Below are 25,972 nucleotides of genomic sequence, written 5' to 3'. Positions count from 1 at the left end.
CCGACGCCACGGCGAACACGTGGCACCGCGGCACGGCGTGCATCTGGCGCGCCGTGCCGCGGTCGTGCCTCACGACGCGGGCTGATCGGAGAACCGCGCGGTGCGCGGGTCGCGCTCGTCGCCGAACCGACGTGTGAGGACGTCGTAGAGCTCGGGGCGGCGGGCCTTGAGCCAGCGCCGTCCGGTGGACATCGGCACCAGACCGGTGTCCAGGTCGGCGGTGACCATGGCGTCGCCGGCCGCCCACGTCTCGGTGACGATCCGTCCGTACGGGTCGATGATCATGGCGTTGCCGGTGCGGACCTCGTCGTCGTCCTGGCCGACACCGTTGCTGAAAACGACGAACATCCCGTTGTCGTGTGCCCGCGACGGCAGCCACCGCAGCAGCCACTCGCGGCCGTCGGCTCCGCGGAACCGCCGCTCGACGGCCTCCGGGTCGTCGTGCCGGCGGTGCCAGACCTCCAGCGGGATCGGTTTCATGCCGTGCGGGCTGCGCGAGGACGTGCCACCGGTCTGGTGCGGGGCCAGCAGCACGGTCGCACCGTGCAGGGCGGTGGCGCGCACGTTCTCGACGAGGTTGTTGTCGTAGCAGGTCAGCACACCCATACGGACGCCCCACGGGGTGTCCAGCACGGTGTAGCCGTCCCCGCTGGAGATGGCCGGATGCTCGAAGGCGTGCAGTTTCCGGTGACAGTGCACCGATCCGTCCGGCAGGCACACGGCGTAGGAGTTGTACAACGCGTCGCCGTCGGACTCGAGGAACCCGACTCCGGCGGCGACACCGTGCCCGCGTGCCCACTTCCGCACCGTCGACACGCACGGCCCGTTCAGCGGCTCGGCGAGCATGCGCAGGCGCTCGGCGGTGTGCCGGCGCAGATGCCAGTAGCCGAGCAAGCACATCTCGGGGAACGCGACGACCTGGACGCCGTCGGCGGCTGCCGCGCGGAGGAACTGTTCGACCCGGCCGAGGTTGAACTCCTTCTCGTCCGGTCGGTGCTCGAACTGGACGCTGGCCACCCGCAGCGTGGGCGCGGAGGAGTCGTCGGTGGTCTCGTCGGTGCTCGATTCGTGCACGTGTCGCTCCCGTCCGAAGTGCGGTCGTTGCGGAGGGCACCAGGACATCCGGTGCGCGGCGATGTGTCCAATGAATGTTGCACAGCTCGCCATAACCTGTCGGAATGGATATCCAGCAGCTCCGCGCGTTCCTCACGGTGGCGGAGGAGGGGCGTTTCGGCGTCGCCGCACGGCGTCTGTCGATCACCCAGCCCGCGTTGAGCAAACAGATCCAGGCCATGGAGCGACGGGTCGGAAGCCGCCTGGTCACCAGGGACCGGCAGGGGGCGGCGGTGACCGAGGCCGGACGGACGCTGCTGCCGGACGCCCGTGACCTGGTGGCGCGGGCCGACGCGCTCGACACTCGTATCGGCGAGATGCACCGCGGTGTCCTGGGGCGGCTGTCGGTGGGCTTCGGGCTCTCGAGCATCGACACGGCGCCGCGAGCGGTGGCCGCGTATCGCCGGCGGTACCCGGACGTGCGGGTCACGCTGGACGACATGTCGTCGGACGTGCAGCTCGGCCGGCTACGCGCCGGGGCTCTCGACGTCGGATTCGTCCGCGAGGTCGGATTCGTCCGCGAGACCGGCGACGACGCGCTCGGCTGGTGGGAGGTCGGCGCCGATCGGCTGGCTCTCGCGGCGCGAGCCGACGACGAGCCGCCAGCGGATCCGCACGGTCTGATGCTGTGGGCGCAGGCGCGGGAATGGGTGGCGTTGACCCGTGAGCGCGGCCCGGGGCTTGCGGAGCAGATCGACCGATTCCGCGAATCCGCCGGGTTCGGCCGGTTCCGGCCCGCACAGGTGGCGAACGACCTGCAGACCGTTCTCGCGCTGGTCGCCGCCGGTGCGGGTGTGGCCCTGGTTCCCGCGAGCGCGCGAACGGTCGCGTCGTCGGCCGTGCGGCTGGTTCCCGTCCACGACGAGGCGGCCGCCTGGCGCATCGGCGTGGCCTGCCGCCGTGACAACGTTCCCGCGGTCGTGACGAACTTCGTGCGAGTGGCCCTGGCGGTGGCCTGAAACGAGGTGCGGCCGGCAGCCGGCGGTGGCACGATGCCGGACATGCCAGCGCCTGCCGGTTTCGCCTACGAGGTCCGCTCCGACGGGAGTGTGGTGATCACGCACCACGGGCGGGCGGCGACGACGTTGCGTCGCGGCCGCGCCGCAGCGTTCCTCGCCGAACTCGGGGACGGCGGCGGCGACGCGCAGCAGGTCATGGCCCGCTGGACCGGCAACTACAAGCGCGGCAACGAGCGTGTCGCCCGGAACCATCCACGCAACCGCTGAACGTACGGCGCGCCCTGCCGGACGAGGTGGCCGTGCCGGGGTGAGGTCGCCCGTCTCGTCGCCATGGCAGTCGCACGATCACTCGTGTCGGGCGCGATCATGCGACGAGAAGAGCCGGACGTGCAGCGCGTCGGCGGCCGCGTCGTCCAACCCGTCGGCGTGCACGGCCGCCAGCCAGGCGGCACCGGCGGTCGCGTCCGTCGCCGTCGTGACAGTCGCGTCCGGCCAGCGCTCGGCGAGCTCGCCGCGGACCAGGCGGGCCAGCGGCGTGTCGGAGGCGAGCAGCGAGCCGGTCAGCACCACCGGTGTGGTCTCGCCGGGCGCGCGCACGGTGTCGGTGGCCCGCATCAGGTGGGCGGCCGCCTCCCGCAGGATCCGGCCGGCCTCCGGGTCGTCGTCGGCGTGCCGCGTCACCAGCGGTGCCAGCTCCGACAGCGCGACGGGCGGCCGGTCGTGCACCTTGAGCACCAGTTCGGCCACCGTCACGCGGTCCGGCGGCCAGGTCCCGGCGCCGCCGAGCTGGAACGCGAGCACGGCCTGACCGAGCGGACCCGGCGACACGCCACGGTCGAGGAAGGCCAGCGTGGATCGCACCGCCTCACGGCCGAGCCAGAATCCCGAGCCGAGGTCGCCGAGCAGCCAGCCGTGCCCGTCGACGATCCGGGTCAGCTGCCGTTGCTCGGCCCGCGCCACCAGTGCGCCGGTCCCGGACAGCAGCAGCGAGCCGTCGCGTGCGCTGGTGCCGGCCACGTAGGCGACCAGCGCATCGGACGTCACGGTGTACTCGCAGGTCAGTCCGGCCGCCCGCCAGCGCTTCGTGAGCGCCTCGGCGGTGTCGGGGACGATGAGGTTGCGGTCGCCGGCCGCGCCGATCACACCGGCGACGACGGCCGACGAGTCGACACCGCGCAGCGCCTCGTCCAGCGTGACGGAAACCGCGTCCATCGCATGGTCGAGCGAGTGCGAGGTGATGTTGGCGCCCGGGCCGCGGCCGCTGCCGTGGCGGACTCCGTCCGTACCGACGACCAGGGCTCGGGTGGATGTTCCCCCGATGTCCAGGCCGAGCACCAACCGAGCTGGCGGTGGGGTCATGGCCGTCCCTTCGGTCTCGTGGTGGATGCAGGAGTATCACGCTTGAGCAAACTCGCGCCAAACTCTTGACATCCGCCACAGGGTAGAAAGAATTCTCATCACCGTACGCCAACGGCGTGACGGCGAAACTGACGACCACGGCGCAGCCGGCGACATGTCGGGCCGCCTGGCAGCCGGACGGAGGGACGACGCGAGTGGGCGACGATACGGCACCGGCCGTGCGACCGGCGCCGGACACTGCGGGGGAGCACCAGCCGGGCGCACAGCCGTCCGGCGATGGTAGCGGCGGCACGTCCAGCGCCTCGGTGCTGACCCGGATCCGTGCCGCGCTGCCCGACCTGCCCGCGGCACTGCAGCGGGTGGGCGAGCAGGTCCTGTCCGCGCCGGCCGTGGTGGCCCGGGCCACGATTCTCGAGACGGCCGAGCGCAGCGGGACGTCCGCGGCGACGGTCACCCGGTTCTGCCGGGCGCTCGACCTGCCCGGGTACGCCGACCTGCGGCTGGCGATGGCCGAAGAGACCGGCCGGTCGTCGGCGGTCGCCGGCTGGGAGATCGACATCGGCCGCGAGATCATGCCGACCGACTCGCTGCAGGAACTGCTCAGCCTCATCACCACCGCCGACATTCGTGCCATCCAGGAGACCGCCGCCCAGATCGACCTCGGCGAGGTCGAGCGCGCGTCGAACGCGATCGCGTCCGCCGGCCGGGTCGAGGTGTACGGCATCGGCGGCAGCGCCCTGGTGGCCGGCGAGATGCAGCTGTGCCTGCACCGCATCGGCATCCCGACCTGGTCGTGGAGTGACGTGCACGTGGGCCTGACGAGTGCGGCGCTGCTGGGCCCGAGCGACGTCGCGATCGCCGTGTCACACTCCGGCGCCACCTACGAGACGGTCGAGATGCTGTCGGCGGCGGGCAGCCGCGGCGCCACGACCGTCGCGCTCACCAGCTTCCCGAACTCGGACCTCGCGGAAGTGGCGGACATCGTGCTGACGACGGCGATCCACGAGACCACCTTCCGCCCGGACGCGCTCGCGGCGCGGCATCCGCAACTGATCGTGCTCGACCTGCTCTACGTCGCCGTCGCGCAGCGGCGGTACGAGACGACAGGCGTCGCACTCAACCTGACCGCGCAGGCGGTCAGTGCCCATCGCGCGTCGGACGGCAAGAAGGAGCAGCGGTGAACGATCTGACCGGCGAGGTCAGCGCCTCGGCGTACCTCGACCACGCGCGCACGGCCATCGACCGGGTGGCCGAGACCGAGCGCGACAACATCGCGAGCGCCGCGGACGTCGTGACAGCGGCGTTGCGCGCGGGCGGCGTGGTTCAGGCGTTCGGCACGGGCCACTCGCAGGCGACAGCCATGGAGATCGCGGGGCGGGCCGGCGGGCTGATTCCCACGAACCGGATCTCGCTGCGTGATCTGGTGGCCTACGGCGGCGAGCCGGTGTCCGTGCTCACCGACCCGCATCTGGAACGCGACCCGGGCCTGGCGCAGCGGCTGTACGACGCGACACCGGTCGACCCGTCCGACGTCTTTGTCATCGCGTCGAACTCGGGCATCAACGGCAGCGTCGTCGGGCTCGCGGAGGTGGCGAAGAAGAACGGGCACCCCGTCGTCGCCATCCTGTCCCGCCGGCACAGCGCCGAGGTCGAGTCGCGGCACCCGTCCGGGCGCAAGCTGGGCGACGTCGCCGACGTGGTGCTCGACAACGGCGGCCCGTTCGGTGACGCGGTGCTGCCTCTGCCCGGTGGTGGCGCCGCCTGCGCGGTCTCGTCGCTCACCGCGGCGCTGCTCGCTCAACTGCTCACGGCGGAGGTGCTGCGCCGGATGATCGACGCCGGCGAGACGCCCCCCGTCTACCTCTCGGCGAACGTGCCCGGGGGAGATGCCCACAACGACGGCCTGCTGCAGCGGTACGCGGGCCGGATCAGGCGCGGAGGCTGACAGCCGGGCCGACCGGCCGAATCCCGCCGCCAACGCTCCCAGTACGAAGGAGTACACAGATGTCCAGCAGTATCGAACGCAGTACCGCGGGGATGTCGTCCGATCGCCGGACGTTCCTGCAGCGGATGGCGATCACCGGCGTCGCGCTCGGACCGGGCGCGGCCTTCCTCTCGTCGTGCGCCACCGGCGGAGGTGGTGACGACGAGGAAGGCGGCGGCAGCGAGCCGACCGGTGACGTCAGCGAGGACAACCCGCTCGGCATGCCCGAGGACGGCACCGTCGAGATCTACATCTTCGACGGCGGCTTCGGCGACGCGTACGCCACCGACGTCCACCAGCCGATCTTCAGTGAGAAGTGGCCGGACGTCACGATCGACCACAACGCCGCCGTCGACATCGCCGGCGAGCTGCAGGCTCGGTTCGTCGCCGGCGACCCGCCCGACTTCGTGAACAACTCCGGCGACGGGCAGCTGGACGGCGGTCAGCTGATCACCGACGGTCAGCTGCACTCGCTGGAGGAGCTGCTGGACGCGCCCAGCTGGGACGACCCGGCGACACCGGTGCGCGACACGCTGATCCCCGGCACCGTCGAGATGGGCGCGCGCGACGGCGAGATGTTCGCGCTGAACTACGCGTTCACCGTGTTCGGGCTCTGGTACAACAAGACGCTGCTGGACGAGAACGGCTGGACCGTGCCGACGACCTGGCAGCAGATGATGGATCTGTGCGCCGAGATCAAGGCGGCCGGCATCGCGCCGTGGGTGTACCAGGGCGTCACCGCGCCGCGGTACATGAACTGGCCGCTGCTGACTATGGCGGCCAAGCTCGCCGGGCCGGAGATCCTCGTCCCGATCGACAACCTGGAAGAGGGCGCCTGGGGACACGAGGCGATCCGGGAGTCCGCGGCGGCGATCCGCAGCCTGAAGGAGAACGACTACTTCCTCAAGGGCGTCGAGGGCATGGAGTTCCGCGACGCGCAGGGGCTGTGGGCGCGCGGAAAGGCGGTGTTCTGCCCGTCCGGTTCGTGGCTGGAGAACGAGGAGGCCGACGCCATCGGGGAGGACCCCACGTTCGAGATGGCGATGATGCCGCAGCCGCTGCTGTCCGAGGACGCGGTGATGCCGATCGAGACCGTGCGGGCCACGGCGGGCGAGCCGTACATCGTCCCGGCCGACGCGAAGAACCCGCGTGGGGGCATGGAGTACATGCGGGCGATGCTCTCCGTCGAGGGAGCGCGTGGGTTCACCGACACCGTCACCAGCCTGACGTCGGTGGCCGAGGCGAACCAGGGCGTCGAGATCCAGGCTCCCGGGCTGTCGTCGGCGAAGGACGCGCTGAACGCCGCCGGCGACAACGTCATCAACTGGATGTACCCGACCTGGTACCCGACGATGGAGAACCCCGGCATCGACCAGGCCACCGGTGCACTGCTGCGTGCGGACATCACCGTCGACGAATGGGTGCAGCAGTGCGAGAAGGTCGCCGCCGACATCCGCAAGGACGACTCCATCGTGAAGCAGACCCGCGAGGGATGAGGAATGTCCGCACTACGGCACGGCAAGTATCCATTCATCCTGACCTTCCTGATTCCACCGGTCGGGATCTATGCGTTGTACATGTTGTCGCCGTACGTGCAGGCGATCTACATCTCGCTGACCGAGTGGAGCGGGCTGTCGGCGAACCAGAAGTTCATCGGGTTCGACAACTACGTCGAGATGTGGAACGACGACCAGCTGCGCACCGCGTTGCGCAACAACCTGATCCTGCTGGTCGTCGTTCCCGTCCTGACGCTGGTCCTCGGGCTGTTCTTCGCGTCGATGCTGAACGTGGGCGGGCGCGGCCGGTCGCAGGCGATCACCGGGGTGCGCGGGTCGTCGATCTACAAGGTCGTCTACTTCTTCCCGCAGGTGCTGCCGCACGCGATCGTCGCGATCATGTTCGCCTACGTGTTCGCGCCGTCGAACGCCGGTGGCATCCTGAACAACATTCTCGAGGCCATCGGGCTCGGCAGCCTGACCCAGTTGTGGCTGGGTGAGCCGAAATACCTGATCTGGATCGTCGTCCTGGTGATGACGTGGGCGTTCGTCGGCTTCTACGTAGTGCTGTTCTCCGCGGCGATGCAGTCGATCCCGCGTGACATCTACGAGGCGGCGCTGCTGGACGGTTCCAGCCGGCTGACCACGTTCCGCAAGGTGACGCTGCCGCTGGTGTGGGACACCGTGCAGGTCGGCTGGGTGTACATGGCCATCCAGGCGATGGACGGCTTCGCCATCGTCCACATCATGCTCGGCGTGAACGGTGGCGTCCAGGGTGCCGGCGACGTGCTGGGCGTGGCGATCTACCGTGCGGCGTTCGCCGACTACGACTTCGGTTACGCCGCGGCCATCGGAGTGTTGATGCTCGCCCTGACCATGACCATCGTCGTGCTGTTCATGCGCGTCCTGCGCCGCGAGAGGGTGGAGTTGGCATGACCGCGACCGAAGCCGGCCCGCGTGATCCGGGCACGGACGAGCCGCAGCGCAAGCCGCGCGTCCGCCAGCCCGGCGTCGGCGTGGGCGGCAAGGCGATCGGCCTGCTCAACGGCGGCTTCCTGCTGTTGTGGGGGCTCATCACGACGCTGCCGCTGCTGTGGGCGATCCTGTCGTCGTTCAAGACCAACGGCGAGTTCCGCACCGACCCGACAGGCCTGCCGGGCGGCATCGCCTGGGACAACTTCGCCCGCGCGTGGAACGCCGCTAACATCGGGCAGTACTTCCTGAACAGCGTCATCGTCGTGGCGATGTCGCTGACGATGACGATGCTGTTCGGCGCGATGGGCGCCTACGTGCTGGCGCGCTACGACTTCCCCGGCAACCGCATCGTCTACTACGTCTTCGTCGGCGGGCTGATGCTGCCGGTGTTCCTGGCGCTGGTGCCGATGTTCTTCGTCGTGCGCAACATGGGCAACCTGCCGATCGTCGGCCAGTTTCTCGGGCTGAACAGCTACCTGAGCCTGGCGCTGGTGTACGTGGCGTTCTCGATGCCGTTCACGGTCTTCTTCCTGACCGCGTTCTTCCGCACCCTGCCGAACTCGGTGGCCGAGGCCGGCATCATGGACGGCTGCTCGCACTTCACGCTGTTCTTCCGGATCATGCTGCCGATGGCCAAGCCGGGGATCATCAGCCTGGCGTTGTTCAACTTCCTCGGGCACTGGAACCAGTACGTGCTGCCGCTGGTCATCATGCAGGACGGCGACAAACGGGTGCTGGCCCAGGGCCTCGGCACGCTGGCTGCCAACACCGGTTTCCGTGCCGACTACACCGCGCTGTTCGCCGGTCTGGTCATCGCCCTGATGCCGGTGCTGATCGTCTATCTGCTGTTCCAGAAGCAGGTCCAGGCCGGCCTGACCGCGGGCGTCCTCAAGTAACTGCTGCTGCCGTGATCATCAACGTTTCGCCACACTGTGATGTGGCACAACGTCGATGATCACGGCGGTCAGTACTGGTTGCGGCTCGGCAGCCCCAGCTCCTCGCGGAAACCGTTCTCGGTGTAGTCGAAGTCGTACTCCGGGTCGATCTCTTCGTCCCCGTCGCCGTCGGCGTCCCACTCCAGTCCGACGTTCTGCCGTTCGATCAGTGGTGTGCCGTCGGAGTATTTTCTCTTGTCGCCGTCGGAATCGTAGAACTGGTCCGATTCGCCGGAACGGTACTGGTTGATGTGGCCCAGTTCGTGGAAGAAGAACACGTTCGGCGGCGTCACATCGTAATTGGGATCGTCGTAGTCCATCGGGTAGCCCTGGGACGTGTGGTTCACGTCCAGCGCGACGGCGTACTCGTCACCGTCGAAACTCGCGCTGTTGTTGCCACCCGCGTGCTCGCGGATGGTCACCTTCTCCTTGCTGAAGTCGAACCACCCGTTGTCGGAGTTGTCATAGTGCTCACCCTGGCGTTCGAGCATCTTCTGGCCGACCGGCGACGACGCCATCATCGCCAGGTCCGCCAGCACCCGGTCCTGGAACTCCGGCGACCCGCTGGTCTCGATCTCCAGCCATCGCAGGTACTCCTCCTTCGGCGGGATCTCGACGACCACGCTGTTCTCCCGGCCGGCCGTGTCGTCGCCGGCCTCGACGAAGGCCTCGTCGCCGGCGCCGCGCCCTCCGTCCACGGCGTCGTCGCCACCACCGGCGTACATCCTGTCGCCGCCGTCGCCGCCGAAGAGGTCGTCGTCGCCGTAGCCGCCGGAGACCACGTCACCGTCGGCGCCACCGAACACGGTGTCGTTGCCCTTGGCACCTTCGAGGTAATCCTGACCGCTGCCACCGGCGATGACGTCGGTGCCGTCCATGCCGTAGACGGTGTCGTTGCCCAGCCGGCCGGTGAGGACATCGTTCCCGGCGCCGCCGTCGACGTAGTCGGAGTCACCGCCGCCGCTGACGTAGTCGTCGCCGACGCCGGTCTCGAGGGTGTCCACGCCGTCGCCGCCGAACGTCTCGACGTCGCCCTCCGACCCCTGCGCGGAGACGGTGTCGTCGCCGGCACCGGTCGCGAACCGGACGTTCACGTTGGTCCCGCGGGGCACCGTGATCTCGTCGTCCCCCTTGCCGGTGTTGATCACCACCTCGTTCCCGGCGGGGACGCGTTCGACGGTCTCGTTACCCATCGCGTCGGTGATCGTCACGATCGTCTCGCCGGTGTCCGGGTCGACCGTGACCTCGACGGTTTCGCTGCCGTCCCCGGTGGTCACCGCCGTGGTGCCGTCGAGCGAGGTGACCTGGACGCCGTAGGTCGAGCCGGTCGGGATGTCCCACCCCGGGTCGTCGCCGGCGGCGGCCGCCGCCCAGTTCCGTTTGATGCCGGCCGCGTCGCCGGCCAGCGCCTCGAGCGTCTTCTTGTGCGCTCGGATGCGCTCGCTCAACGTGTCGAGAATGCCCTGGGCCTTTTCGTGCTCGGAGAGGACCGTGGCTTCGTCCTCGTCAGTGAAGAAGTAGATCTTGCCGGGCCAGGGGTAGTAGTAGCCGGCGTCCGCGGTGGCCCGGGCGAAGCTCGCGCTCAGCTCGTCCTCGGCGTCGCGGACGTCGTCCTTGAGCTTGGTGAGAATGTCGGCGACACCGCCGCTGATGTCCGAGGCGTTCCCGAACGCCTTGCTCAGCCGCGAGGCGTGCTCGAAGTAGCTGTCGGCCATGGAGCACTGCCAGTTCAGCCGCAGCTCCTCCTCGCGGTTGCCGATGGCCGTGGACTCGTTACCGAGATCGGTCGCGAGGTTCGCCCACGCGGTCCCGGCGGTGTACAGGTAGTCGATGTCGGCGCCGAGGTCCCACACGTCGTCGAGGAAGAGGCTCATCAGCGGTCTCCGTGGGTGACGGTCATCGGTCGGCCAGCGCACCGGACGGCAGCGACGCCGCGTCCGAGCACAGCAACTGGCGGTCGGGGGTGTAGTCGAAGATGGCGGGCTCGTCCCGGGTCCCCGGATCGGGAGCGACCTGGACGCAGAACCGCCACTGTGTGGCATCGGCCGGCAACTCGGACGGCCCCGGAACGTCGAAGGCGTCGGGATGCGCGACGATGCGCCGTAGCGGGGTCAGGGCGAACGCGCGCGCGGTCATGCTCTCGCCGGACGCGAGCCGCCGCGCCGGGACGGTGTACGCCTGGCCGTTCGTACCGTCGCCCGCCACCGGGAACATCTCCTTGGTGACGCGGACGGTGCCGTCGTCACCGGCGTACACCCAGGTCGACTCCGCGGTGTCCGGGAGCGGAATACCGACGTCCACGGTCGCCACGTCCGGGCGCCGCTCGGCCACGAGCACGGGACCTTCGGTGTTGTTGGTGACGGTGTACTCGGCGACCAGGCCCTGGGCCTCCGGCGGGTACGCCGTCCCGGACGGACTGCCGGTGCCGAGCTCGGCGTCCAGGGTCACGTCCAGTTCCACGGTGGTCTCGCTCGCGTCAGGGGCGTCGGGTTCGTCGGGGCCGGCGGGCTGATCGTCGCCGGAGGCGTCGGGGCCGCAGGCGCCGGCGACGGCGAGTGCGGCGACCACCGGCGCGAGCCGGATCCGGCGCATTCAGGGCTCCCTGGTCGTGCGTGAATCATCGACGGAGCTGGGACGGATCACGGCTCGCGCCGGTTCAGTACTTGGTCGATGTCGCGCGAGGCCCGCTGGACGTGGTTGCCGTCGGCCTCCAGCACCGCGCCGAAGTTCTCCAGGATGCCGGACACCTCGGCCACGACCGAGGCGAACGTGTCGGGTAGCTGGGAGTCGTCGCCCGCGCGGCCGAGTGACGACGCGTCGAACGTGGCGTGCTCGCCCACGGACGTGAGCGCGTCGGTCAGGTCACGTGACGACGTGAGCATGCGGTTGCCGACGTCGTTCAACGTCTCGGGATTCGCCTTGACCTCGCTCATCCGAGTCATTCCCCAATTCGCCGGCGCATCCGCTCGGACACTGGACGGATCCAGCCTAACGGATCTTCGTGCCCCCGCCGCGCCGGGAATGACCACGTTCACCATGGAATTCCATGCGTCACCACCCCTGCAGGCCTCGTGACGCATGCACAGTCCTGGTGATGGCTGGTCCACGCGTCGCCGCCGCGGCACGGCCGGCGTCCGACGGCTCCGGCTCCCGGCATCAGGAGGCGGGCTCGGCCTCGGGGAGGGAACGGCCGGTCTCGAGCAGGGTCTTGAGTCCGGAGAGGATCTCCGGCCACCCGCCGCTGATCGCCTCGTGCACCGTGCTGCCGGGGTCGAACCCGTCGTGGATCACGGTGAGCTTGACCGCCGGCCCCTGCTGCTCGATCTCGAACGACACCTTCGACCTCGGCTCGGCCGCCATGCGCGCGCGGTCGTGCTCGCTGACCCCGACGGCTTCGGCCCACTCCGGGGTGAAGGTGTGCCAGGTGTAGGAGAGCCGGTGCGGTGGGTCGGACTCGAGCACGACCTGCTCGGGATCGGCGATCTTGGTGCCGTGCTGCTCCCAGGTCATCGCCGAGCCCGCGGTCCAGTCGGTGTCGAAGACGAGCCCCCAGTAGGCCCGGGTGAACTCGGGGTCGGTCAACGCCTGCCAGAGCCGTTCGGGTGTCGTGTCGATGTAGGTCGTGTACACGAACGTCGGTCTGTCCATCGGTTCGGACTCCAATGCGGTCTTCAGGTCGGCGAGGGCGCGGACGCGGGCGCGGTCGTACTGCCCGATCCAGCGATCGGCGATGGCGTTGATCGGCTCGGCGTTGAGGTAGTGCAGCTTCTGGCGGCCGTGCCGGACGGACGTCACCAGATTCGCCGATTCGAGGACGGCCAGGTGCTTGCTGACCGACTGCCTGGCCATGTCGAGGCCGTCGCACAGCTCGCGAAGGTTCTGCCCGTTCTGGGCGTTCAACCTGTCGAGCAGCGACCGGCGGCTGGCGTCGGCGAGTGCTCTGAACACCTCGTCCACGGCGACCGCCCCCTCTCGTATATGCAGCCGTCCGGCTGCCTGTCTAAATTACGCAGCCAGTTAGCTGCATGTCAATCTCCGGCGTCGCCCGAGTCGGAGTCACGGTCGTCGAAACCCGCGGCCGGGGCGAGGGCGGCATTGACTCCGACGTCGCGGTGGCCGCTGCCGACGCTCCAGCGCGAGTCCGGCTCGTTGCCCTGGACGGCGTCGCGCAGGGCCGTGTCGGCCATGGCGTCGAACCCGCCGAGCGCGACCCGGCGCGCCTCGGAGGCGTCTGCCGGCAGGCCGGTGCGCAGGCTGTCGAGGACCGCGCGACCGAGCCCGCTGGCCGGGTCCGGCCCCGAGTAGCCGGGCCGCCCCGCGGTGATCCGGGCCGGAACGATGGCGGCGGGAAACCACAGCAGGACGGCGACGGCCGCGGAGATCTCGACGTCGGCGGCGGGGTCTGCGAGCATCATGCCGAACGTGCAGCCGGCGACGCCGGCGAGGGTCGGGCCCGCGAAGACCATCGGAGCCGACCGCCGCTTCGCGGGAGCGACGATCAGCCCTCGCCGGGCCATCCGGTCGAGGACGGACCGGGGCACGCGGGTGGCGGCGCGGCGGCGGACGGCGTCGACACCGTGCGCTCCGTCGGTCCGCACCGTGTCGAGCAGCCACGCGTCGTGGGCGTCGGGCGTGGCAGGAGCGTCGGGGGACAGGCTCAGCCTTCCGCCGCCGGCATCGACGAGTCCTCGCTCGACAAGGTCGACGATCCGCGCGTCGATCGCCCGGACGGTGCCGCCGCTGAGCAACCCGGTGCGGAACAGGTCGAGCGGCGCGTGCTCGAGCAGGTGCCGGACGTCCTCGGGTCGCGGCCGTCGGTCGGCGACGGCGGCGAGGCCGGCGCTGCCGATCCCGAGGAACGCGACGAGCGCGTACAGCACCCACCACATCGCCAGCAGTGCGTCCACCCGCTCCCACCCGAGCCGTTCGCGGCCGCACGGTGCGCCTGCCGGGGCGCGGATCCGCGGCCGTGCCGTCGTCACGCGAGCATGCCCGCCCGGCGTGACGTCACGGCGGCGCGCAGCCGAACGACAGGTGACGCCGGCGCGACGCGGGGCCCGTCGTCAGCCGGCGGCGCTGTGCGCGACGTCGTAGGCGGCACGAGCCCGCGCGATCGCCATCCGGTGCCGTTCGGCCCACGACGTCAGTTCCAGCAGTGACGCGTGCAGTTCGCACGCCATGTCGGTGAGGCTGTACTCGACCTTGGGCGGCACCGTGGGATACACGGTGCGCGTCAGCAGGCCGTCGCGCTCGAGCCTGCGCAGCGTGAGGGTGAGCATCCGCCGGCTGATGCCGTCGACGGCACGTTCCAGCTCGGTGAACCGGACCGGCCCCGGCGCAGCGGCGACGATGATGCCGATGGCCCACTTGCCCGCGACGTGGTCGAGCACCTCGACGATCGGGCAGCCTTCCTGCTCGACCATGCGGGCTGTCGCCGCGGCGTCGTGCTCGGGCATGGCGTGGCCTCCTTCCGACGATGTCCGAGAGTGACACGTCGTGGCCCCGGGAACAAACAGTGACCGTCAGGACTTCGCAGCCCGTGTGGCCGGACGATGGCGCACGGCCGGGCATCGGGCGGCCGTGCGACAGGGGCGCCGGGTGACGCCGGACACTCGTCCTTGACCTAAACAATTGTTGAGGTATGAGAGTGGGGTCCACGAGCCGTGGACGGCACCTGCCGGCGCGGCGTACGAATCCGACAAGGAGAACCCCGTGGACCCCGTCACCACCGCCGACACGCCCGCCAGGGCCGGAACGAAGGAGTGGACCGCCCTCGCGGTGCTCAGCCTCCCGGCGATGCTCATCGTCATGGATCTGACGGTGCTGCACCTGGCGGTGCCGAACCTGAGCGCCGAGCTGCGGCCGAGCAGTTCGCAGCTGCTGTGGATCACCGACATCTACGGATTCCTGATCGCCGGCTTCCTGATCACCATGGGCTCGCTGGGCGACCGCGTCGGCCGGCGCAAGCTGCTGCTCGTCGGCGCCGCCGCGTTCGGGGCCGCGTCCGTGCTCGCCGCGTACTCGGCGAACGCCGAGATGCTGATCGCCGCCCGCGCTCTGATGGGGGTGGCCGGAGCGACGCTCATGCCGTCGACGCTGTCGTTGATCCGCACGATGTTCGAGGACGCACGTCAGCGGACGAAGGCGATCTCGCTGTGGATGACGAGCTTCATGGTCGGCGGCTCGATCGGGCCGCTGGTCGGCGGGGCGCTGCTGGAGCAGTTCTGGTGGGGATCGGTGTTCCTCGTGGGCGTGCCGGTGATGGCGCTGTTGCTGCTGACGGGGCCGTACCTGCTGCCGGAGTACCGTGACCCGAACGCGGGACGTCTCGACCTGCCCAGCGCGATACTGCTGCTGGCGACCGTGCTGCCGGTGATCTACGGCGTCAAGAAGCTCGCCGAGAACGGGTTCGGCTGGACGCTGGTCGCCGCGATCGCGCTGGGCCTCGTGGTCGGCGTGGTGTTCGTGCGCAGGCAGCGGATGCTCGACGATCCGCTGATCGACGTGCGGCTGTTCCGGAACCCGGGATACGGCGCGGCTCTGGGCGTGATGACGATCAGCACGTTCGCGATGATGGGCCTGAACCTGTTCGTCATGCAGTACCTGCAGCTCGTGCACGGGCTGTCCCCGTTCCGGGCGGGTCTGTGGGTGCTGCCGATGACCGGCGGCATGATGCTCGGCATGTCGGTGGCGCCCGCACTGGCCGGGCGGGTGCGCCCCGCGTTCCTGATCGCCGCCGGGATGTTCGTCAGCGCCGTCGGCGTGGGGCTCATGACACAGGTCGGCGAGACCGGCGGGTTCGCGATGCTCATCGCCGGCACCGTGGTCATGGCCGCCGGTTTCGCGCCGGCCGCGGCGCTGGGCACGGACCTCGTGATCAGTTCCGCTCCCGCGGAGAGCGCGGGAGCGGCCTCGGCGGCGTCGGAGACCAGCAACGAGTTCGGCGGGGCGCTGGGACTCGCCGTGCTCGGCAGTGTCGGCACCGCCGTCTACCGTGCTCGCATGGACGACACGCTGCCCTCCGGGCTCGACCCGGCCGCGGCCGAAGCGGCACGCGAGACCCTCGCCGCGGCCACCGCCGTGGCCGGTCGCTCACCCGAGCAGGTCGGCGCCGAACTGCTCGAGGTGGCACGGGCCGCCTTCACCGACGGCCTTCAGGTGACGGCCGTGGTCAGCACGACGGCGGTCGTCGTCGGCGGGGTGCTGGCGGCGGTGCTGCTGCGCAACGTCCGCCAGGGTGGCGACACCGGGAACGGCGGCCAGGTTCACGAAGCCGAGACCGACGGCGCTGCCGTCGCGGAGGAGATCGTCGCATGAGCATGGAAGTCACGGCGTGGACGTCGCTGTACAACGCGATGCACGCACAGGAGGACAAGCGTCCCTTCTCCAAGGCGACGCTGCGCCGCATCGGCGGTTTCGCGCGTCCGCACCGGCGGTTCCTGACGTTCTTCGTCCTGCTCAGCGTCGTGACGGCGGTGCTGGCCGTGGCCACCCCGGTGCTGGCCGGGCGGGTCACCGACGCCATCATCGACGGCGCGGCACGGAGCACGGTCGTGGGGCTCGCGCTGCTGATCGCGGCCATCGCCATCGCCGAGGCCGGCGTCGGCCTGGTGCAGCGGTGGCTGTCGGCGAGCATCGGCGAGGGTCTGATCCTCGACCTGCGCACGGCGGTGTTCGACCACGTGCAGCGGATGCCGGTGGCGTTCTTCACCAGGACGCGCACCGGTGCGCTGGTCAGCCGGCTGAACAACGACGTCATCGGTGCGCAGCGCGCGTTCAGCGACATCCTGTCCGGCGTGGTCAGCAACGTCGTGATGCTCGTCCTCGCGCTGGGCGTGATGGTCAGCATCTCCTGGCAGATCACCCTCATCACGCTGGTGCTGCTGCCGGTGTTCGTGCTGCCGGCCCGCCGCATGGGCACACGGCTGGCGCAGCTGGAGCGGGAGGCCGCCAACCACAACTCGGTCATGGGCACCCAGATGACCGAACGCTTCTCCGCTCCGGGGGCGACCCTGGTCAAGCTGTTCAGCCGCCCCGAGCACGAGTCGAGCGAGTTCGCCGCCCGGGCCAGCCGGGTCCGCGACATCGGGCGGCGCACCGCGATGGTGCAGTTCGTGTTCGTCACGGCGTTGACACTTGTCGGAGCTCTGGCGCTGGCACTGGTCTACGGGCTGGGTGGCGTGTACGCGCTGCGCGGGCAGCTCGACCCCGGTGACGTGGTGTCGCTGGCGCTGCTGCTCACCCGCCTCTACGCGCCGCTGACCGCGCTGGCCAGCGCGCGGGTCGAGATCATGAGCGCGCTGGTCAGCTTCGCGCGGGTGTTCGAGGTGCTCGACCTGCAGCCGCTGATCCGCGAGAAGCCCTCCGCCCGGGCTTTGCCGGACGGGCCGGTGTCGGTCGAGTTCGACGGCGTCCACTTCAGTTACCCGACGGCGGAGAAGGTCTCGCTGGCCTCGCTCGAGGAGGTCGCGAATCTCGACGTGCGCGGCGGCGAGGAGGTGCTGCACGATGTCTCGTTCCGCGCCGAGCCGGGCCAGATGGTCGCGCTGGTCGGCTCGTCCGGCGCCGGGAAGTCGACCATCGCGCAGCTGCTGCCGCGGCTCTATGACGTCGACAGCGGCGCGGTCCGGCTCGGTGAGGTCGACGTCCGCGACCTCACCATGTCGTCGGTGCGCTCGACGCTCGGCATGGTGACGCAGGACGGTCACCTGTTCCACGAGTCGGTGCGGGCCAACCTGATGCTGGCGCGCTCGGACGCGTCCGAGCGCGAGCTGTGGGACGCGCTGCGCCGGGCGCGGATCGACGAGCTGATCGCGGACCTGCCGGACGGGCTGGACACGATCGTCGGCGAGCGCGGGTACCGGCTGTCCGGTGGCGAGCGGCAGCGCCTGACCATCGCGCGGCTGTTGCTCGCGCAGCCGCGGGTGGTCGTGCTGGACGAGGCGACCGCGCACCTCGACTCCACCTCGGAGGCCGCGGTGCAGGAAGCGCTCGGCGAAGCGCTGGTGGGCCGCACGTCGGTGGTGATCGCGCACCGGCTGTCCACCATCCGCGCCGCCGACCTGATCCTGGTCATCGAGGAGGGCCGGGTCCTCGAGCGGGGCACACACGAGGATCTGCTGGCGACCGGCGGGCGGTACGAGCAGCTGTACCGCACCCAGTTCGCCGGCTCCGAGGGGAAGGCGGAACCGTCCGACGGCGATACCGGGCCGGCGGACGAGCCCGTCGCCGGAGCCGTTGCCGGAGCCGCCGGGCGGTGACGCCGGCGGCTCCGGCGTGAGCTGGCGTCACCTGGCTGAGGCCTCCGTGATCATCGGCACTTTCCCGCTCATACGGCGGACAAGTGCCGATGATCACGGACAGCCCGCGGCAGCGGGTCAGCGGCGGCGGTACAGGTACATGGTCAGCGGGGCGAACACCGCCGTCAGCGCAACGGTCGCGACCAGTACCCAGCCGATGTCCCCGGCGCTCGCGGTGCCGGACATCAGTCCCCGTTCGGCCGTCACCAGGTGCGAGATGGGGTTCACGTCGACGAAGCTCTGCAGCCACGACGGCATGGTGGACGGGTCGACGAAAATGTTGCTGGCGAACGTCACCGGCATGATGATCATCATGCCGACACCCATCACCGCGTTCGGCGTGCGCAGCACCAGCCCCAGGGTGGTGAAGATCCAGCCGATGCCGGAGGCGAACACGAGCAGGATCAGCACCGCCCCGAGTACACCGACGACGCCGCCGTCCGGGCGGAACCCCAGGATGAGCCCGAGCACCACCACGACGGTCGAGGCGATGGCGTAGCGCACGGCGTCACCGAGCAACGCCCCGACCAGCGGCGACGGTCGCCACAGCGGCAACGATCGGAACCTGTCGAACACGCCTTTCGAGATGTCGGTGTTCAGGGTGAACCCGGTGTAGACGGTGGTGATGATGACCGTCTGCACGAGGATGCCGGGCAGCAGGAACTGCAGATAGTCGCTGGCCGAACCGGCCAGCGCGCCGCCGAACAGGTACGTGAACATCAGGGTGAAGATCACCGGTGTGATGGTCACGTCGAAGAGCTGCTCAGGAACGTGCTTGATCTTGAGCAACGCGCGCCAGCCGAAGGTGAGCGACGTGGTCACGCCGCTGGGCCGGGACGGCCTGGACCGGCTGGACAGCGCGGCGGCCAGCGAGTCGTCGACTGTCGTGGACGAGGTGCCGGCCCGGGGAGAGGCGGACGGCTGGGTACTCATGCTGCGTTCTCCTCGTCGGATTCGCTCGTGGTGTCCGGCTCGGCCGGGCGCCCGGTGAGCGCCAGGAACACCTCGTCGAGACTGGGCTGGCCCAGCGAGAACTCGGCGACGCCGATACCGGACGCGGTCAGCTCGGCGATGGCGTGCGCTACCAGGTCGGAGTTCTCGACCCGCGCGGTGAGCGCCACCGGGTCGTGATCGAGCAGGACCGGGACGCCGAGAGCGGCGGTGAGCTGCTGTTCGGCGGCCGGGCGCTGGTCGGGGTCGCGCAGCCGCACGTGCACCGCGCCGACCCCGACGGACGCCTTGAGCTGCCCGCTGGTGCCTTCGGCGATGACCTTGCCGTGGTCGATGACGGCGATCCGGTTGGCCAGCTGGTCCGCCTCGTCGAGGTACTGCGTGGTGAGCACCACGGTGGTGCCGCCGGACACGAGGACGCGGATGATGTCCCACACCTGGTTACGGCTGCGCGGGTCGAGCCCCGTGGTCGGCTCGTCCAGGAACAGCACCTCCGGTGTGACGACGATGCTGGCGGCGATATCGATGCGCCGGTGCATACCGCCGGAGTACTTCTTGACCTGCCGGTCCGCGGCGTCGCCGAGCCCGAAGGCGGTCAGCAGCTCGTCGGCGCGCTCGCGGGCCTGCGCACGCGTGTAGCCGAGCAGCCGACCCAGCAGCACCAGGTTTTCGGTGCCGGTGAGGTCCTCGTCGACGGAGGCGAACTGGCCGGTGAGGCTGACGAGCCCGCGCACCGCGTCGGCCTCGCGGACGACGTCGTGACCGAGGACGTGCGCGGTACCGGCGTCCGGCTGGCTGAGCGTGGTGAGCATCCGCACGGCTGTGGTCTTGCCGGCGCCGTTCGGGCCGAGCACTCCGTAGACGGTGCCCGTCCGCACGGCGAGGTCGACACCGTCGACCGCGTGCGTGTCACCGAAGTGTTTGACCAGGCCGGACGCTTCGACAGCCAGGTCGGAGGATGTGGACACGAGGCGCTCCTCGTCAGGTCGTATGGAAGTGTTGGCACCCATCATGCACGCGCGCACCGACAACGTCGTCGGTCACTCGTCGTATCTCGCGGCGGTGGATCGCAGTTGCTCGGCCAGCCGTGCCACCCGTTGCGGCCAGGCCCGCACGGCGGTGTCGCGTTCGCCGGGCAGCGCGGCCGGGCCGGTCTGGGTGACGACGAGCCTGGCCCCGTGCCCGGTTCCGGTGGTGAACTCCCAGCGCACACGCCCGGCAGTGTGTTCGCCGGCGCTCCAGTCGAACTCCAGCACCCGCGCGGGTTCCTGCCGGACGAGCGCGCCGGCGGTCAGCCGGTCGTGCGTGAACCCGCCGGGAACGTCGCCGTCGCCGGTGTCCAGCAGCGCCCACGCGTCCTCGGCGGGCCGGATGAGCTGGCGTTCGACCCGCACTCGCCATTTGTCGCCGTCGTCGACCACGGCCGGCTCGTCCAGCCCGAACCGGTCGACGTAGTGGTCGTGCAGTTCGGGCGACGGAGCCCGGTGTGTCACCGGGGTGTCACCCACGACGTCGTCGAGGGCGTCGAGGCAGCGCAGCCAACCCGAGCAGAAGCTGGCGGCGCCCGCGCGGTCGTCGAACGTGTGCCGGAAGACGAGCAGGCAGCCGTCGCCCTCGGGGTGAAGCTCCCAGTCCAGCACCTCGCCGTGCCAGGTGAACGCGAACCGCCGGGGCGGGTCGACGACGGTGACGGTGCCGTCGGCGGACATGGTGCCCTCGCCATCCATGTCGAAGGACACCTCCGCGCCGGTCACCAGATCGAACTCGACGGTGGCGGGGAACCAGCGACTCAGATGGTCGGGCCGGGTGATCGCCCGCCAGACCTTCTCCTGCGGATGAGCCAGGCGCCGTTCGATGCGCAGCACGTTCCGGCCGCCTTCGGTACTCAGAGTCTCGGTCACGTGTTCTCCTCGGGCGTGTCGTCCATGGTGTCGAGGTGTCGTTCGAGGGCGTCCAGCCGCTCGTCCCACATCCACCGGTACGGCGCGAGCCACGCGTCGATCTCGGCGAGCGGTTCGGGACGCAGCTCGTACCAGCGCCGTTGCGCGTCCGGGCGGACCGTGACCAGGCCGGCCTCGCGCAGGGCGCGCAGGTGCTTGGACGTGCCCGGCTGGGAGAGGCCGAGCTCGTCGGTCAGCTCGCCGACCAGGCGGGGACGCTCCCGCAGCAGGTCGAGGATCCGCCGCCGCACCGGCTCGGAGAGGACGTCGAACGGCACGTTCATCGTGCAGAAGTATGCCACCACAGGAATATAACCGCAACGGCATGTGGTTCGACGAGTTCCGCAGGGAGGTCGCTCGTTCGACGGGGAGGGGCGAGCCGCACGGCTCAGCCGGGGGAGACGAGGCCGCTCTCGTAGGCGGCGATGACCAGCTGGGCGCGGTCGCGCGCGTCGAGCTTCGCCAGCAGGTGCCCGACGTGTGTCTTGACGGTGGCGAGGCTGACGTGCAGCTCGGCGGCGATGTCGTCGTTGGCCAGCCCGCGCGCGACCCGGACGAGGACGTCGCGTTCACGCTCGGTCACACCGTCCAGGTCCGCACGGGGTCCCTGCCCGGGCGGCCCGACACCGGGAGCGTGCGCGAACCTGTCGATCAGCCGCCGCGTGACGGACGGGGCGAGCAGCGCGTCGCCGGCGGCGACCACCCGGATCGCGGACACCAACTCGGCCGGTGGCATGTCCTTGAGCACGAAACCGCTGGCGCCGACGCGCAGCGCTGCATAGACGTACTCGTCCAGGTCGAAGGTGGTGAGCATGAGCACCCGCGGGACGTGCGGGCGCGTCGCGCAGATGCGCCGGGTGGCCTCGATGCCGTCGGTTCCCGGCATGCGCACGTCCATGAGCACCACGTCCGGCTCGGCGTCGGCGCACAGCCGCACGGCGTCGTCGCCGGTCCCGGCCTCGCCGACGACGCTGAGCCCGGGCGCGCTGTCGACGAGCAACCGGAAGCTGCCGCGTACCAGCGCCTGGTCGTCGACCACCAGCACGCGGGTCGTCACGCCGGGCTCCCGGCGTCGGCCGTGCGATACGGCAGACGTGCCGACACGCTGAAGCCGCCGGCGGGCTCCGGGCCGGCCGAGAACTCGCCGCCGAAGGCCGCCACCCGCTCCGACATGCCGATCAGGCCGTGTCCCACGTCGGCCGGCGAATCCGGCAGGACCCGCACCCCCGGACCGTCGTCGCGGACGTCGATGGCCAGCGTCCCGTCGGCGGTGGCGATCCGGACCGTGCACCCGGCCGGCGCGGCGTGACGCACGACGTTCGTCAGCGCCTCCTGCACGATGCGGTACGCGCACAGGTCGACGCCCTCCGGGAGGTCGCCACCGTCCTCGACCCGCAGGTCGACCTGCACGCCGGCCATCCGCGCCCGATCGACCAGCGCCGGCAGGTCGGCCAGCCCGGGCGCCGGCGCGAGATCGGGGGACGCTCCGGCCGGGGTCTCGTCGGTGCGCAGCAGATGCAGCAGACTCCGCATCTCGGACAGGGCGGTGCGGCCTGTCGTCTCGATCACACCGAGCGCGTCCGCGGCCTCGTCCGGGCGCTCGTGCGCGACGTGGTGCGCCACGCCCGCCTTGACGGTGATCAGGCTCATGCTGTGGGCGACGACGTCGTGCAGCTCCCGCGCGATGCGCAGCCGCTCGTCGGTGACGGCGCGACGGGCAAGCTGTCGCGCCGCGTGCTCGGTGTACGCACGGCGATCGCGCACGGCACGTCCCAGCGCCCAGGCCGCCGCGACGATCGCGGCGCCCAGCAGCACCGACGCGCCCTCGTCCCAGCGCCAGCCGACCGGCCCGACAGCTGCCGCGAACACGACGAACGCCGCGCCCGCGACGCCGAGCGTGCGGGTCGGGACCCAGCGCCTCCGCGGCTCGTCGAGCGCGACCGTGTACGTCGCCAGCGTCGCGGCCACGAACGGGTCCTCGACCACCCCGGTGGCCATGCCGGCGACGCTGGCCACGGCGACGACGGCCAGGACGGGCCGCGGCCACCTGCGCCGTACGGCCACCGGCAGCCCTACTGCGAGCACCAGTGGTACGGCGAGGCCAGGCGAGTGACCCTCGGACACGGCGGTGGGCAGCACGAGCGCGGTGTACACGAGCGCCGCGACGGCGTCGGCTCCGAGCAGCCAGCGTGGCGGCAGCCGCGAGAACGACGGCGACGGCTCCGGATCGACCACGGCCCGACCGTACCGGCACACGCGGAGGCGCCACATCGGACCGCGGGATGTCATCCCCCGGTCGGAGCCGTCCCCTGCTGCGGGCCGCGACTACGACCACGAACCCACACCGAGAACGGGCCCGTGCTCCGACGCGCGGCCCGACCCCACCGGTCCAGGCTCGAGGGCATGATCGAAGTGAGAGAGCTGACGAAACGCTACGGCGGCACGGTCGCGCTCGACGGGCTGTCGTTCACGGTCGAGCCGGGCCACGTCACCGGATTCCTCGGGCCGAACGGCGCGGGCAAGTCGACCACCATGAACATCGCCCTCGGACTGCACACCCCGACCTCCGGCGACGTGCTGCTGGGCGGGCGCCGCTACACCGACCTCGAGCAGCCGTTGCACGAGGTCGGCGCGATGCTCGACGCTGCGCCCGCGCACCCCGGGCGCAGCGCCCTGAACCATCTGCGCGCGCTGGCGCGGACGCACCGGATCGGGCGCCGGCGGGTCGAGGACCTGCTCGAACAGGTCGGGCTGGCCGGGGTCGCGCGGAAGAAGGCGGGCGGGTACTCGCTCGGGATGCGACAGCGCCTGGGCATCGCCGCCGCCCTGCTCGGCGACCCGCCGGTGCTGATGCTCGACGAGCCGGTCAACGGCCTGGACCCGGACGGGGTGCGGTGGATCCGGGAGCTGATGCGCGCGCAGGCGGCCGAGGGACGCACCGTCCTGGTGTCCAGCCACCTCATGAGCGAGCTGGAGCTGACGGCCGACCGGCTGGTCATCATCGGGCGCGGCCGCCTGGTCGCCGACACGACGATGCGCGAGCTGGCCGAGCGTTACGGCGGACTCGAGCGCGCCTACATGACGCTGACCGCGCAGGACGACGAGTACCGCGCCCACCCGGCGGGAGGCCGGCCGTGACGGCGCCGGCCGACGTGGTGGCCGCGGAGTGGCTCAAGGCGCGGTCGGTGCGCTCGGCGCCGTACACCGCCGCCGTCGTCGTCGCGTCGGTGGTGCTCAGCGCGCTGTGGGTGTGGAACGTCGCGACGATCGCCGACGGGAGGCCGCCGGACGATCCGGTGACGGCGGCGGCGTCCGGGGTCTACCTGGTCATGCAGATCGTGCCGCTGGCGGCGGGGGTGCTGGGCGTGCTGACGATCACGTCCGAGTACGCCACCGGGACGGTGCGGGCGACGATGGCCGCCGCGTCGCGAGGACGGATCCTGGGCGCGAAGGCGATCGTGGTCGCCGCGGCGGGGGCCGTGGCCGCCGTCGTGTCGCTGCCCGCTGCGTCTGTGCTGGGCCGCGCGATCATGGGCGATCGCCGCGTGAACGGGTTCGGCGAGCCGCTGTCGGAGTTGCTCGCCGACGGGCTGGCCGTGGTGGTGGCGGCGCTGCTCGGGCTCGGGCTGGGTGCGCTGCTGCGGTCCACGGCCGCGGCCGTCGTCGCGGTGGCCTCGCTGCTGTTCGTCCTGCCCGGCGTCGCGGGCGCGCTGCCCGGCCCGTGGGGCGAGCGCGTCGGGGCGGTGCTCCTGCCGAACCTTCCGGCCCAGGTCGGCGGGGCGGACGACGCCGTCCTGCCGGGCGCCGTGGCGCTGGCCGTGATGGTGGCCTACGCCGTCGTGGCGATGGCGGCTGGCGGGTTGAGCCTGCACCGGCGCGACCTGTGACGGGCGGCGCGTTCGCCGCCGTGACCGCCGCGGAGTGGCTCAAGATCCGCTCGGTGCGATCGACGGTGTGGGCGCTGCCGGTGCTGTTCGTCCTCGGCGTCGGGCTGGCTTACGCCGTCGGGTACAGCTTCCGGGACGGCTTCGCGGACATGCCGCGTGAACAGCGCGAGACGTTCGATCCGCTGTTCGCGACGTTCTACGGGCTGACCATCGCGCAGTTGGCGGCGGTGGTGGTGGGCGCCCTGGCGGCGGGGCAGGAGTTCAGCACCTCGACGATCCGGACGTCGTTCGCGGCGACACCGCGCCGGGTGGTGTTCTACGGCGCGAAGACTCTCGCCGTGGCGGGCGCCGTGCTGGCGGTGTCGCTGGTGACCGTCCCCGTCGCGTTCGTCACCGCCCAGGCCGCGCTCGGCCCGCACGGCACCTCGCTGTCCGCGGCCGACGCGCGCGCCGCTGTCGTCGGTGCGTGCCTGTACCTGCCGCTGATCAGCGTGTTCGCCCTCGGCGTGGCGACCGCACTGGGGAGCGCGGCACGTGCGCTCGGGGTGCTGCTGCCGGTGCTGTTCCTCGGCTCCCAAGGGCTGGGCAACATGCCGCAGATCCGCGACGTGGTGCAGTACCTGCCGGACCAGGCGGGGATGGTGCTGATGCACCTGGACGTCGACGGTGACCCGCAGTTCGGGCGCGACTACGGGTCGTGGGCGGCGTCGGCCATCCTGGTGGCGTGGACCGCGTTCGCCCTGGTCGGTGGCTACCTGGCGCTGCGTCGCAGGGACGTGTGAGACGGGCGGGGATCGGGGGTCGTCGTCGGGCCTCGCGTCGGGCGTCGCGTCGGGCGTCACGTCGCCGCACGGTGCGTGCCGATCACCGACGCGCGGTGATGCGGGCGTTCGCGAGCTGTCGGCAAGATGATCAGGTGACATCTGGACAGGAGAATGGCCTTGTGTGTCACCTGATCACCGCCGTTCCAGATAGTGGAGATGATCAGGTGACCTTCATGCGCATCCCGACCGCGAGACCGTCACCTGATCGCCGCCCGCCAGACGATCAGGTGACGCGATGACGATCAGGTGA

At 70.8% G+C, this 25,972-nt stretch carries 26 protein-coding genes; 12 read left to right on the top strand and 14 right to left on the bottom strand.

The genetic code is table 11. The features are described from left to right. Positions 1-69: 69 nt before the first annotated feature. A complete protein-coding gene (locus CLV30_RS15740) occupies positions 70-1,074 on the bottom strand; it encodes a nitrilase family protein (RefSeq protein WP_205740980.1) in 1,005 nt (334 codons plus the stop codon). 104 nt (positions 1,075-1,178) lie between these two features. Between CLV30_RS15740 and CLV30_RS15735 the strand changes: the two genes are divergently transcribed. Both CLV30_RS15735 and CLV30_RS15730 read left to right on the top strand, forming a co-directional pair. After that, positions 1,179-2,072, top strand: coding sequence for a LysR family transcriptional regulator (locus CLV30_RS15735; protein ID WP_106538165.1), 894 nt, complete (start codon positions 1,179-1,181; stop codon positions 2,070-2,072). A 42-nt stretch (positions 2,073-2,114) separates the two neighbouring features. Further along, on the top strand, positions 2,115-2,339 hold the full coding sequence (locus CLV30_RS15730) for a hypothetical protein (RefSeq protein ID WP_106538230.1): 225 nt from the start codon (positions 2,115-2,117) through the stop codon (positions 2,337-2,339). 78 nt (positions 2,340-2,417) lie between these two features. Here CLV30_RS15730 and CLV30_RS15725 read toward each other — a convergent pair whose 3' ends face one another. Then, the gene (locus tag CLV30_RS15725) at positions 2,418-3,431 is read right to left on the bottom strand and encodes an N-acetylglucosamine kinase (protein ID WP_106538164.1); all 1,014 of its coding nucleotides are present in this window, start codon (positions 3,429-3,431) and stop codon (positions 2,418-2,420) included. A 218-nt stretch (positions 3,432-3,649) separates the two neighbouring features. On the opposite strand from CLV30_RS15725, the gene CLV30_RS15720 reads away from it, so the two are divergent. From CLV30_RS15720 to CLV30_RS15700, 5 genes are read left to right on the top strand one after another with little or no spacing between them, the layout of a single operon-like run. Beyond that, positions 3,650-4,612 (top strand): MurR/RpiR family transcriptional regulator, encoded by a 963-nt coding sequence (locus tag CLV30_RS15720; RefSeq protein WP_106538229.1) that lies wholly within the window; start codon positions 3,650-3,652, stop codon positions 4,610-4,612. Further along, the gene (locus CLV30_RS15715; protein WP_205740978.1) at positions 4,609-5,376 is read left to right on the top strand and encodes a sugar isomerase domain-containing protein; all 768 of its coding nucleotides are present in this window, start codon (positions 4,609-4,611) and stop codon (positions 5,374-5,376) included. Before CLV30_RS15720 ends, CLV30_RS15715 begins: the two co-directional genes overlap by 4 nt. Before the next feature lie 59 nt (positions 5,377-5,435). Beyond that, positions 5,436-6,911: an N-acetylglucosamine/diacetylchitobiose ABC transporter substrate-binding protein gene (ngcE, locus tag CLV30_RS15710; protein WP_106538163.1), complete on the top strand. Its 1,476-nt coding sequence runs from the start codon at positions 5,436-5,438 to the stop codon at positions 6,909-6,911. 3 nt (positions 6,912-6,914) lie between these two features. Continuing rightward, the gene (locus CLV30_RS15705) at positions 6,915-7,847 is read left to right on the top strand and encodes a carbohydrate ABC transporter permease (protein WP_106538162.1); all 933 of its coding nucleotides are present in this window, start codon (positions 6,915-6,917) and stop codon (positions 7,845-7,847) included. After that, the gene (locus tag CLV30_RS15700) at positions 7,844-8,782 is read left to right on the top strand and encodes a carbohydrate ABC transporter permease (protein WP_106538161.1); all 939 of its coding nucleotides are present in this window, start codon (positions 7,844-7,846) and stop codon (positions 8,780-8,782) included. The genes CLV30_RS15705 and CLV30_RS15700 overlap by 4 nt, the downstream gene beginning before the upstream one ends. A 68-nt stretch (positions 8,783-8,850) precedes the next feature. Here the strand turns inward: CLV30_RS15700 and CLV30_RS26545 are convergent, their stop codons facing one another. The 6 genes from CLV30_RS26545 to CLV30_RS15670 form a co-directional block, all read right to left on the bottom strand. Continuing rightward, positions 8,851-10,695, bottom strand: coding sequence for a M91 family zinc metallopeptidase (locus CLV30_RS26545; RefSeq protein ID WP_106538160.1), 1,845 nt, complete (start codon positions 10,693-10,695; stop codon positions 8,851-8,853). 22 nt (positions 10,696-10,717) lie between these two features. Then, positions 10,718-11,413: a hypothetical protein gene (locus tag CLV30_RS26540; RefSeq protein ID WP_165358694.1), complete on the bottom strand. Its 696-nt coding sequence runs from the start codon at positions 11,411-11,413 to the stop codon at positions 10,718-10,720. 47 nt (positions 11,414-11,460) lie between these two features. After that, positions 11,461-11,754 carry a hypothetical protein gene (locus CLV30_RS26535; protein WP_106538159.1) on the bottom strand — a complete coding sequence of 98 codons (294 nt, stop codon included), beginning with the start codon at positions 11,752-11,754 and terminating at the stop codon, positions 11,461-11,463. 223 nt (positions 11,755-11,977) lie between these two features. Further along, a complete protein-coding gene (locus CLV30_RS15680; RefSeq protein WP_106538158.1) occupies positions 11,978-12,778 on the bottom strand; it encodes an ArsR/SmtB family transcription factor in 801 nt (266 codons plus the stop codon). A 71-nt stretch (positions 12,779-12,849) separates the two neighbouring features. Next, complete coding sequence (locus tag CLV30_RS15675; protein ID WP_106538157.1) at positions 12,850-13,803, bottom strand: TIGR04222 domain-containing membrane protein; 954 nt, start codon at positions 13,801-13,803, stop codon at positions 12,850-12,852. Between the two features lie 81 nt (positions 13,804-13,884). After that, a complete protein-coding gene (locus CLV30_RS15670; protein WP_106538156.1) occupies positions 13,885-14,277 on the bottom strand; it encodes a winged helix-turn-helix transcriptional regulator in 393 nt (130 codons plus the stop codon). A gap of 256 nt (positions 14,278-14,533) precedes the next feature. Here CLV30_RS15670 and CLV30_RS15665 point away from each other — a divergent pair, with 256 nt between their 5' ends. Together CLV30_RS15665 and CLV30_RS15660 are read left to right on the top strand one after the other, a co-directional pair. Continuing rightward, positions 14,534-16,138 carry an MFS transporter gene (locus CLV30_RS15665; protein WP_205740977.1) on the top strand — a complete coding sequence of 535 codons (1,605 nt, stop codon included), beginning with the start codon at positions 14,534-14,536 and terminating at the stop codon, positions 16,136-16,138. After that, complete coding sequence (locus tag CLV30_RS15660) at positions 16,135-18,081, top strand: ABC transporter ATP-binding protein (RefSeq protein WP_106538155.1); 1,947 nt, start codon at positions 16,135-16,137, stop codon at positions 18,079-18,081. Before CLV30_RS15665 ends, CLV30_RS15660 begins: the two co-directional genes overlap by 4 nt. A gap of 117 nt (positions 18,082-18,198) precedes the next feature. Here CLV30_RS15660 and CLV30_RS15655 read toward each other — a convergent pair whose 3' ends face one another. The 6 genes from CLV30_RS15655 to CLV30_RS27005 all read right to left on the bottom strand — a co-directional run bounded on the left by CLV30_RS15655 (position 18,199) and on the right by CLV30_RS27005 (position 23,246). Beyond that, positions 18,199-19,053, bottom strand: a complete 855-nt coding sequence (locus CLV30_RS15655; protein WP_106538154.1) for an ABC transporter permease — start codon at positions 19,051-19,053, stop codon at positions 18,199-18,201. Next, positions 19,050-20,081 (bottom strand): ATP-binding cassette domain-containing protein, encoded by a 1,032-nt coding sequence (locus tag CLV30_RS15650; protein WP_106538226.1) that lies wholly within the window; start codon positions 20,079-20,081, stop codon positions 19,050-19,052. Before CLV30_RS15650 ends, CLV30_RS15655 begins: the two co-directional genes overlap by 4 nt. Before the next feature lie 30 nt (positions 20,082-20,111). Continuing rightward, positions 20,112-20,972, bottom strand: coding sequence for an SRPBCC family protein (locus CLV30_RS15645; protein WP_165358693.1), 861 nt, complete (start codon positions 20,970-20,972; stop codon positions 20,112-20,114). Beyond that, positions 20,969-21,295 (bottom strand): ArsR/SmtB family transcription factor, encoded by a 327-nt coding sequence (locus tag CLV30_RS15640; protein WP_106538225.1) that lies wholly within the window; start codon positions 21,293-21,295, stop codon positions 20,969-20,971. Before CLV30_RS15640 ends, CLV30_RS15645 begins: the two co-directional genes overlap by 4 nt. Positions 21,296-21,399: 104 nt before the next feature. Beyond that, entirely contained in the window at positions 21,400-22,068 is a 669-nt protein-coding gene (locus CLV30_RS15635) for a response regulator (RefSeq protein ID WP_106538152.1), read from the bottom strand. Continuing rightward, complete coding sequence (locus CLV30_RS27005) at positions 22,065-23,246, bottom strand: sensor histidine kinase (RefSeq protein ID WP_205740976.1); 1,182 nt, start codon at positions 23,244-23,246, stop codon at positions 22,065-22,067. Before CLV30_RS27005 ends, CLV30_RS15635 begins: the two co-directional genes overlap by 4 nt. A 168-nt stretch (positions 23,247-23,414) precedes the next feature. Between CLV30_RS27005 and CLV30_RS15625 the strand changes: the two genes are divergently transcribed. The 3 genes from CLV30_RS15625 to CLV30_RS15615 are packed head-to-tail and all read left to right on the top strand — an operon-like array spanning position 23,415 to position 25,680. Beyond that, a complete protein-coding gene (locus CLV30_RS15625) occupies positions 23,415-24,149 on the top strand; it encodes an ABC transporter ATP-binding protein (protein WP_106538150.1) in 735 nt (244 codons plus the stop codon). Further along, the gene (locus CLV30_RS15620; protein ID WP_106538149.1) at positions 24,146-24,898 is read left to right on the top strand and encodes an ABC transporter permease; all 753 of its coding nucleotides are present in this window, start codon (positions 24,146-24,148) and stop codon (positions 24,896-24,898) included. The genes CLV30_RS15625 and CLV30_RS15620 overlap by 4 nt, the downstream gene beginning before the upstream one ends. Beyond that, positions 24,895-25,680 carry an ABC-2 transporter permease gene (locus CLV30_RS15615; protein ID WP_106538148.1) on the top strand — a complete coding sequence of 262 codons (786 nt, stop codon included), beginning with the start codon at positions 24,895-24,897 and terminating at the stop codon, positions 25,678-25,680. Before CLV30_RS15620 ends, CLV30_RS15615 begins: the two co-directional genes overlap by 4 nt. Positions 25,681-25,972: the final 292 nt, after the last annotated feature.

The sequence above is a fragment of the Haloactinopolyspora alba genome (assembly GCF_003014555.1).
GTDB lineage: Bacteria > Actinomycetota > Actinomycetes > Jiangellales > Jiangellaceae > Haloactinopolyspora > Haloactinopolyspora alba.
Note: the sequence above shows the minus strand (reverse complement) of the source record. Positions and strands in the feature narration are given on the sequence as shown.

Bases quoted from the DNA above. Each gene is read 5' to 3' on its own strand.
- CLV30_RS15735 (WP_106538165.1), top strand. From the start codon at position 1,179: ATGGATATCCAGCAGCTCCGCGCGTTCCTCACGGTGGCGGAGGAGGGG.
- CLV30_RS15730 (WP_106538230.1), top strand. From the start codon at position 2,115: ATGCCAGCGCCTGCCGGTTTCGCCTACGAGGTCCGCTCCGACGGGAGT.
- CLV30_RS15725 (WP_106538164.1), bottom strand. From the start codon at position 3,431: ATGACCCCACCGCCAGCTCGGTTGGTGCTCGGCCTGGACATCGGGGGA.
- ngcE (WP_106538163.1), top strand. From the start codon at position 5,436: ATGTCCAGCAGTATCGAACGCAGTACCGCGGGGATGTCGTCCGATCGC.
- CLV30_RS15705 (WP_106538162.1), top strand. From the start codon at position 6,915: ATGTCCGCACTACGGCACGGCAAGTATCCATTCATCCTGACCTTCCTG.
- CLV30_RS15700 (WP_106538161.1), top strand. From the start codon at position 7,844: ATGACCGCGACCGAAGCCGGCCCGCGTGATCCGGGCACGGACGAGCCG.
- CLV30_RS26545 (WP_106538160.1), bottom strand. From the start codon at position 10,695: ATGAGCCTCTTCCTCGACGACGTGTGGGACCTCGGCGCCGACATCGAC.
- CLV30_RS26540 (WP_165358694.1), bottom strand. From the start codon at position 11,413: ATGCGCCGGATCCGGCTCGCGCCGGTGGTCGCCGCACTCGCCGTCGCC.
- CLV30_RS26535 (WP_106538159.1), bottom strand. From the start codon at position 11,754: ATGAGCGAGGTCAAGGCGAATCCCGAGACGTTGAACGACGTCGGCAAC.
- CLV30_RS15670 (WP_106538156.1), bottom strand. From the start codon at position 14,277: ATGCCCGAGCACGACGCCGCGGCGACAGCCCGCATGGTCGAGCAGGAA.
- CLV30_RS15660 (WP_106538155.1), top strand. From the start codon at position 16,135: ATGAGCATGGAAGTCACGGCGTGGACGTCGCTGTACAACGCGATGCAC.
- CLV30_RS15655 (WP_106538154.1), bottom strand. From the start codon at position 19,053: ATGAGTACCCAGCCGTCCGCCTCTCCCCGGGCCGGCACCTCGTCCACG.
- CLV30_RS15650 (WP_106538226.1), bottom strand. From the start codon at position 20,081: ATGGGTGCCAACACTTCCATACGACCTGACGAGGAGCGCCTCGTGTCC.
- CLV30_RS15640 (WP_106538225.1), bottom strand. From the start codon at position 21,295: ATGAACGTGCCGTTCGACGTCCTCTCCGAGCCGGTGCGGCGGCGGATC.
- CLV30_RS15625 (WP_106538150.1), top strand. From the start codon at position 23,415: ATGATCGAAGTGAGAGAGCTGACGAAACGCTACGGCGGCACGGTCGCG.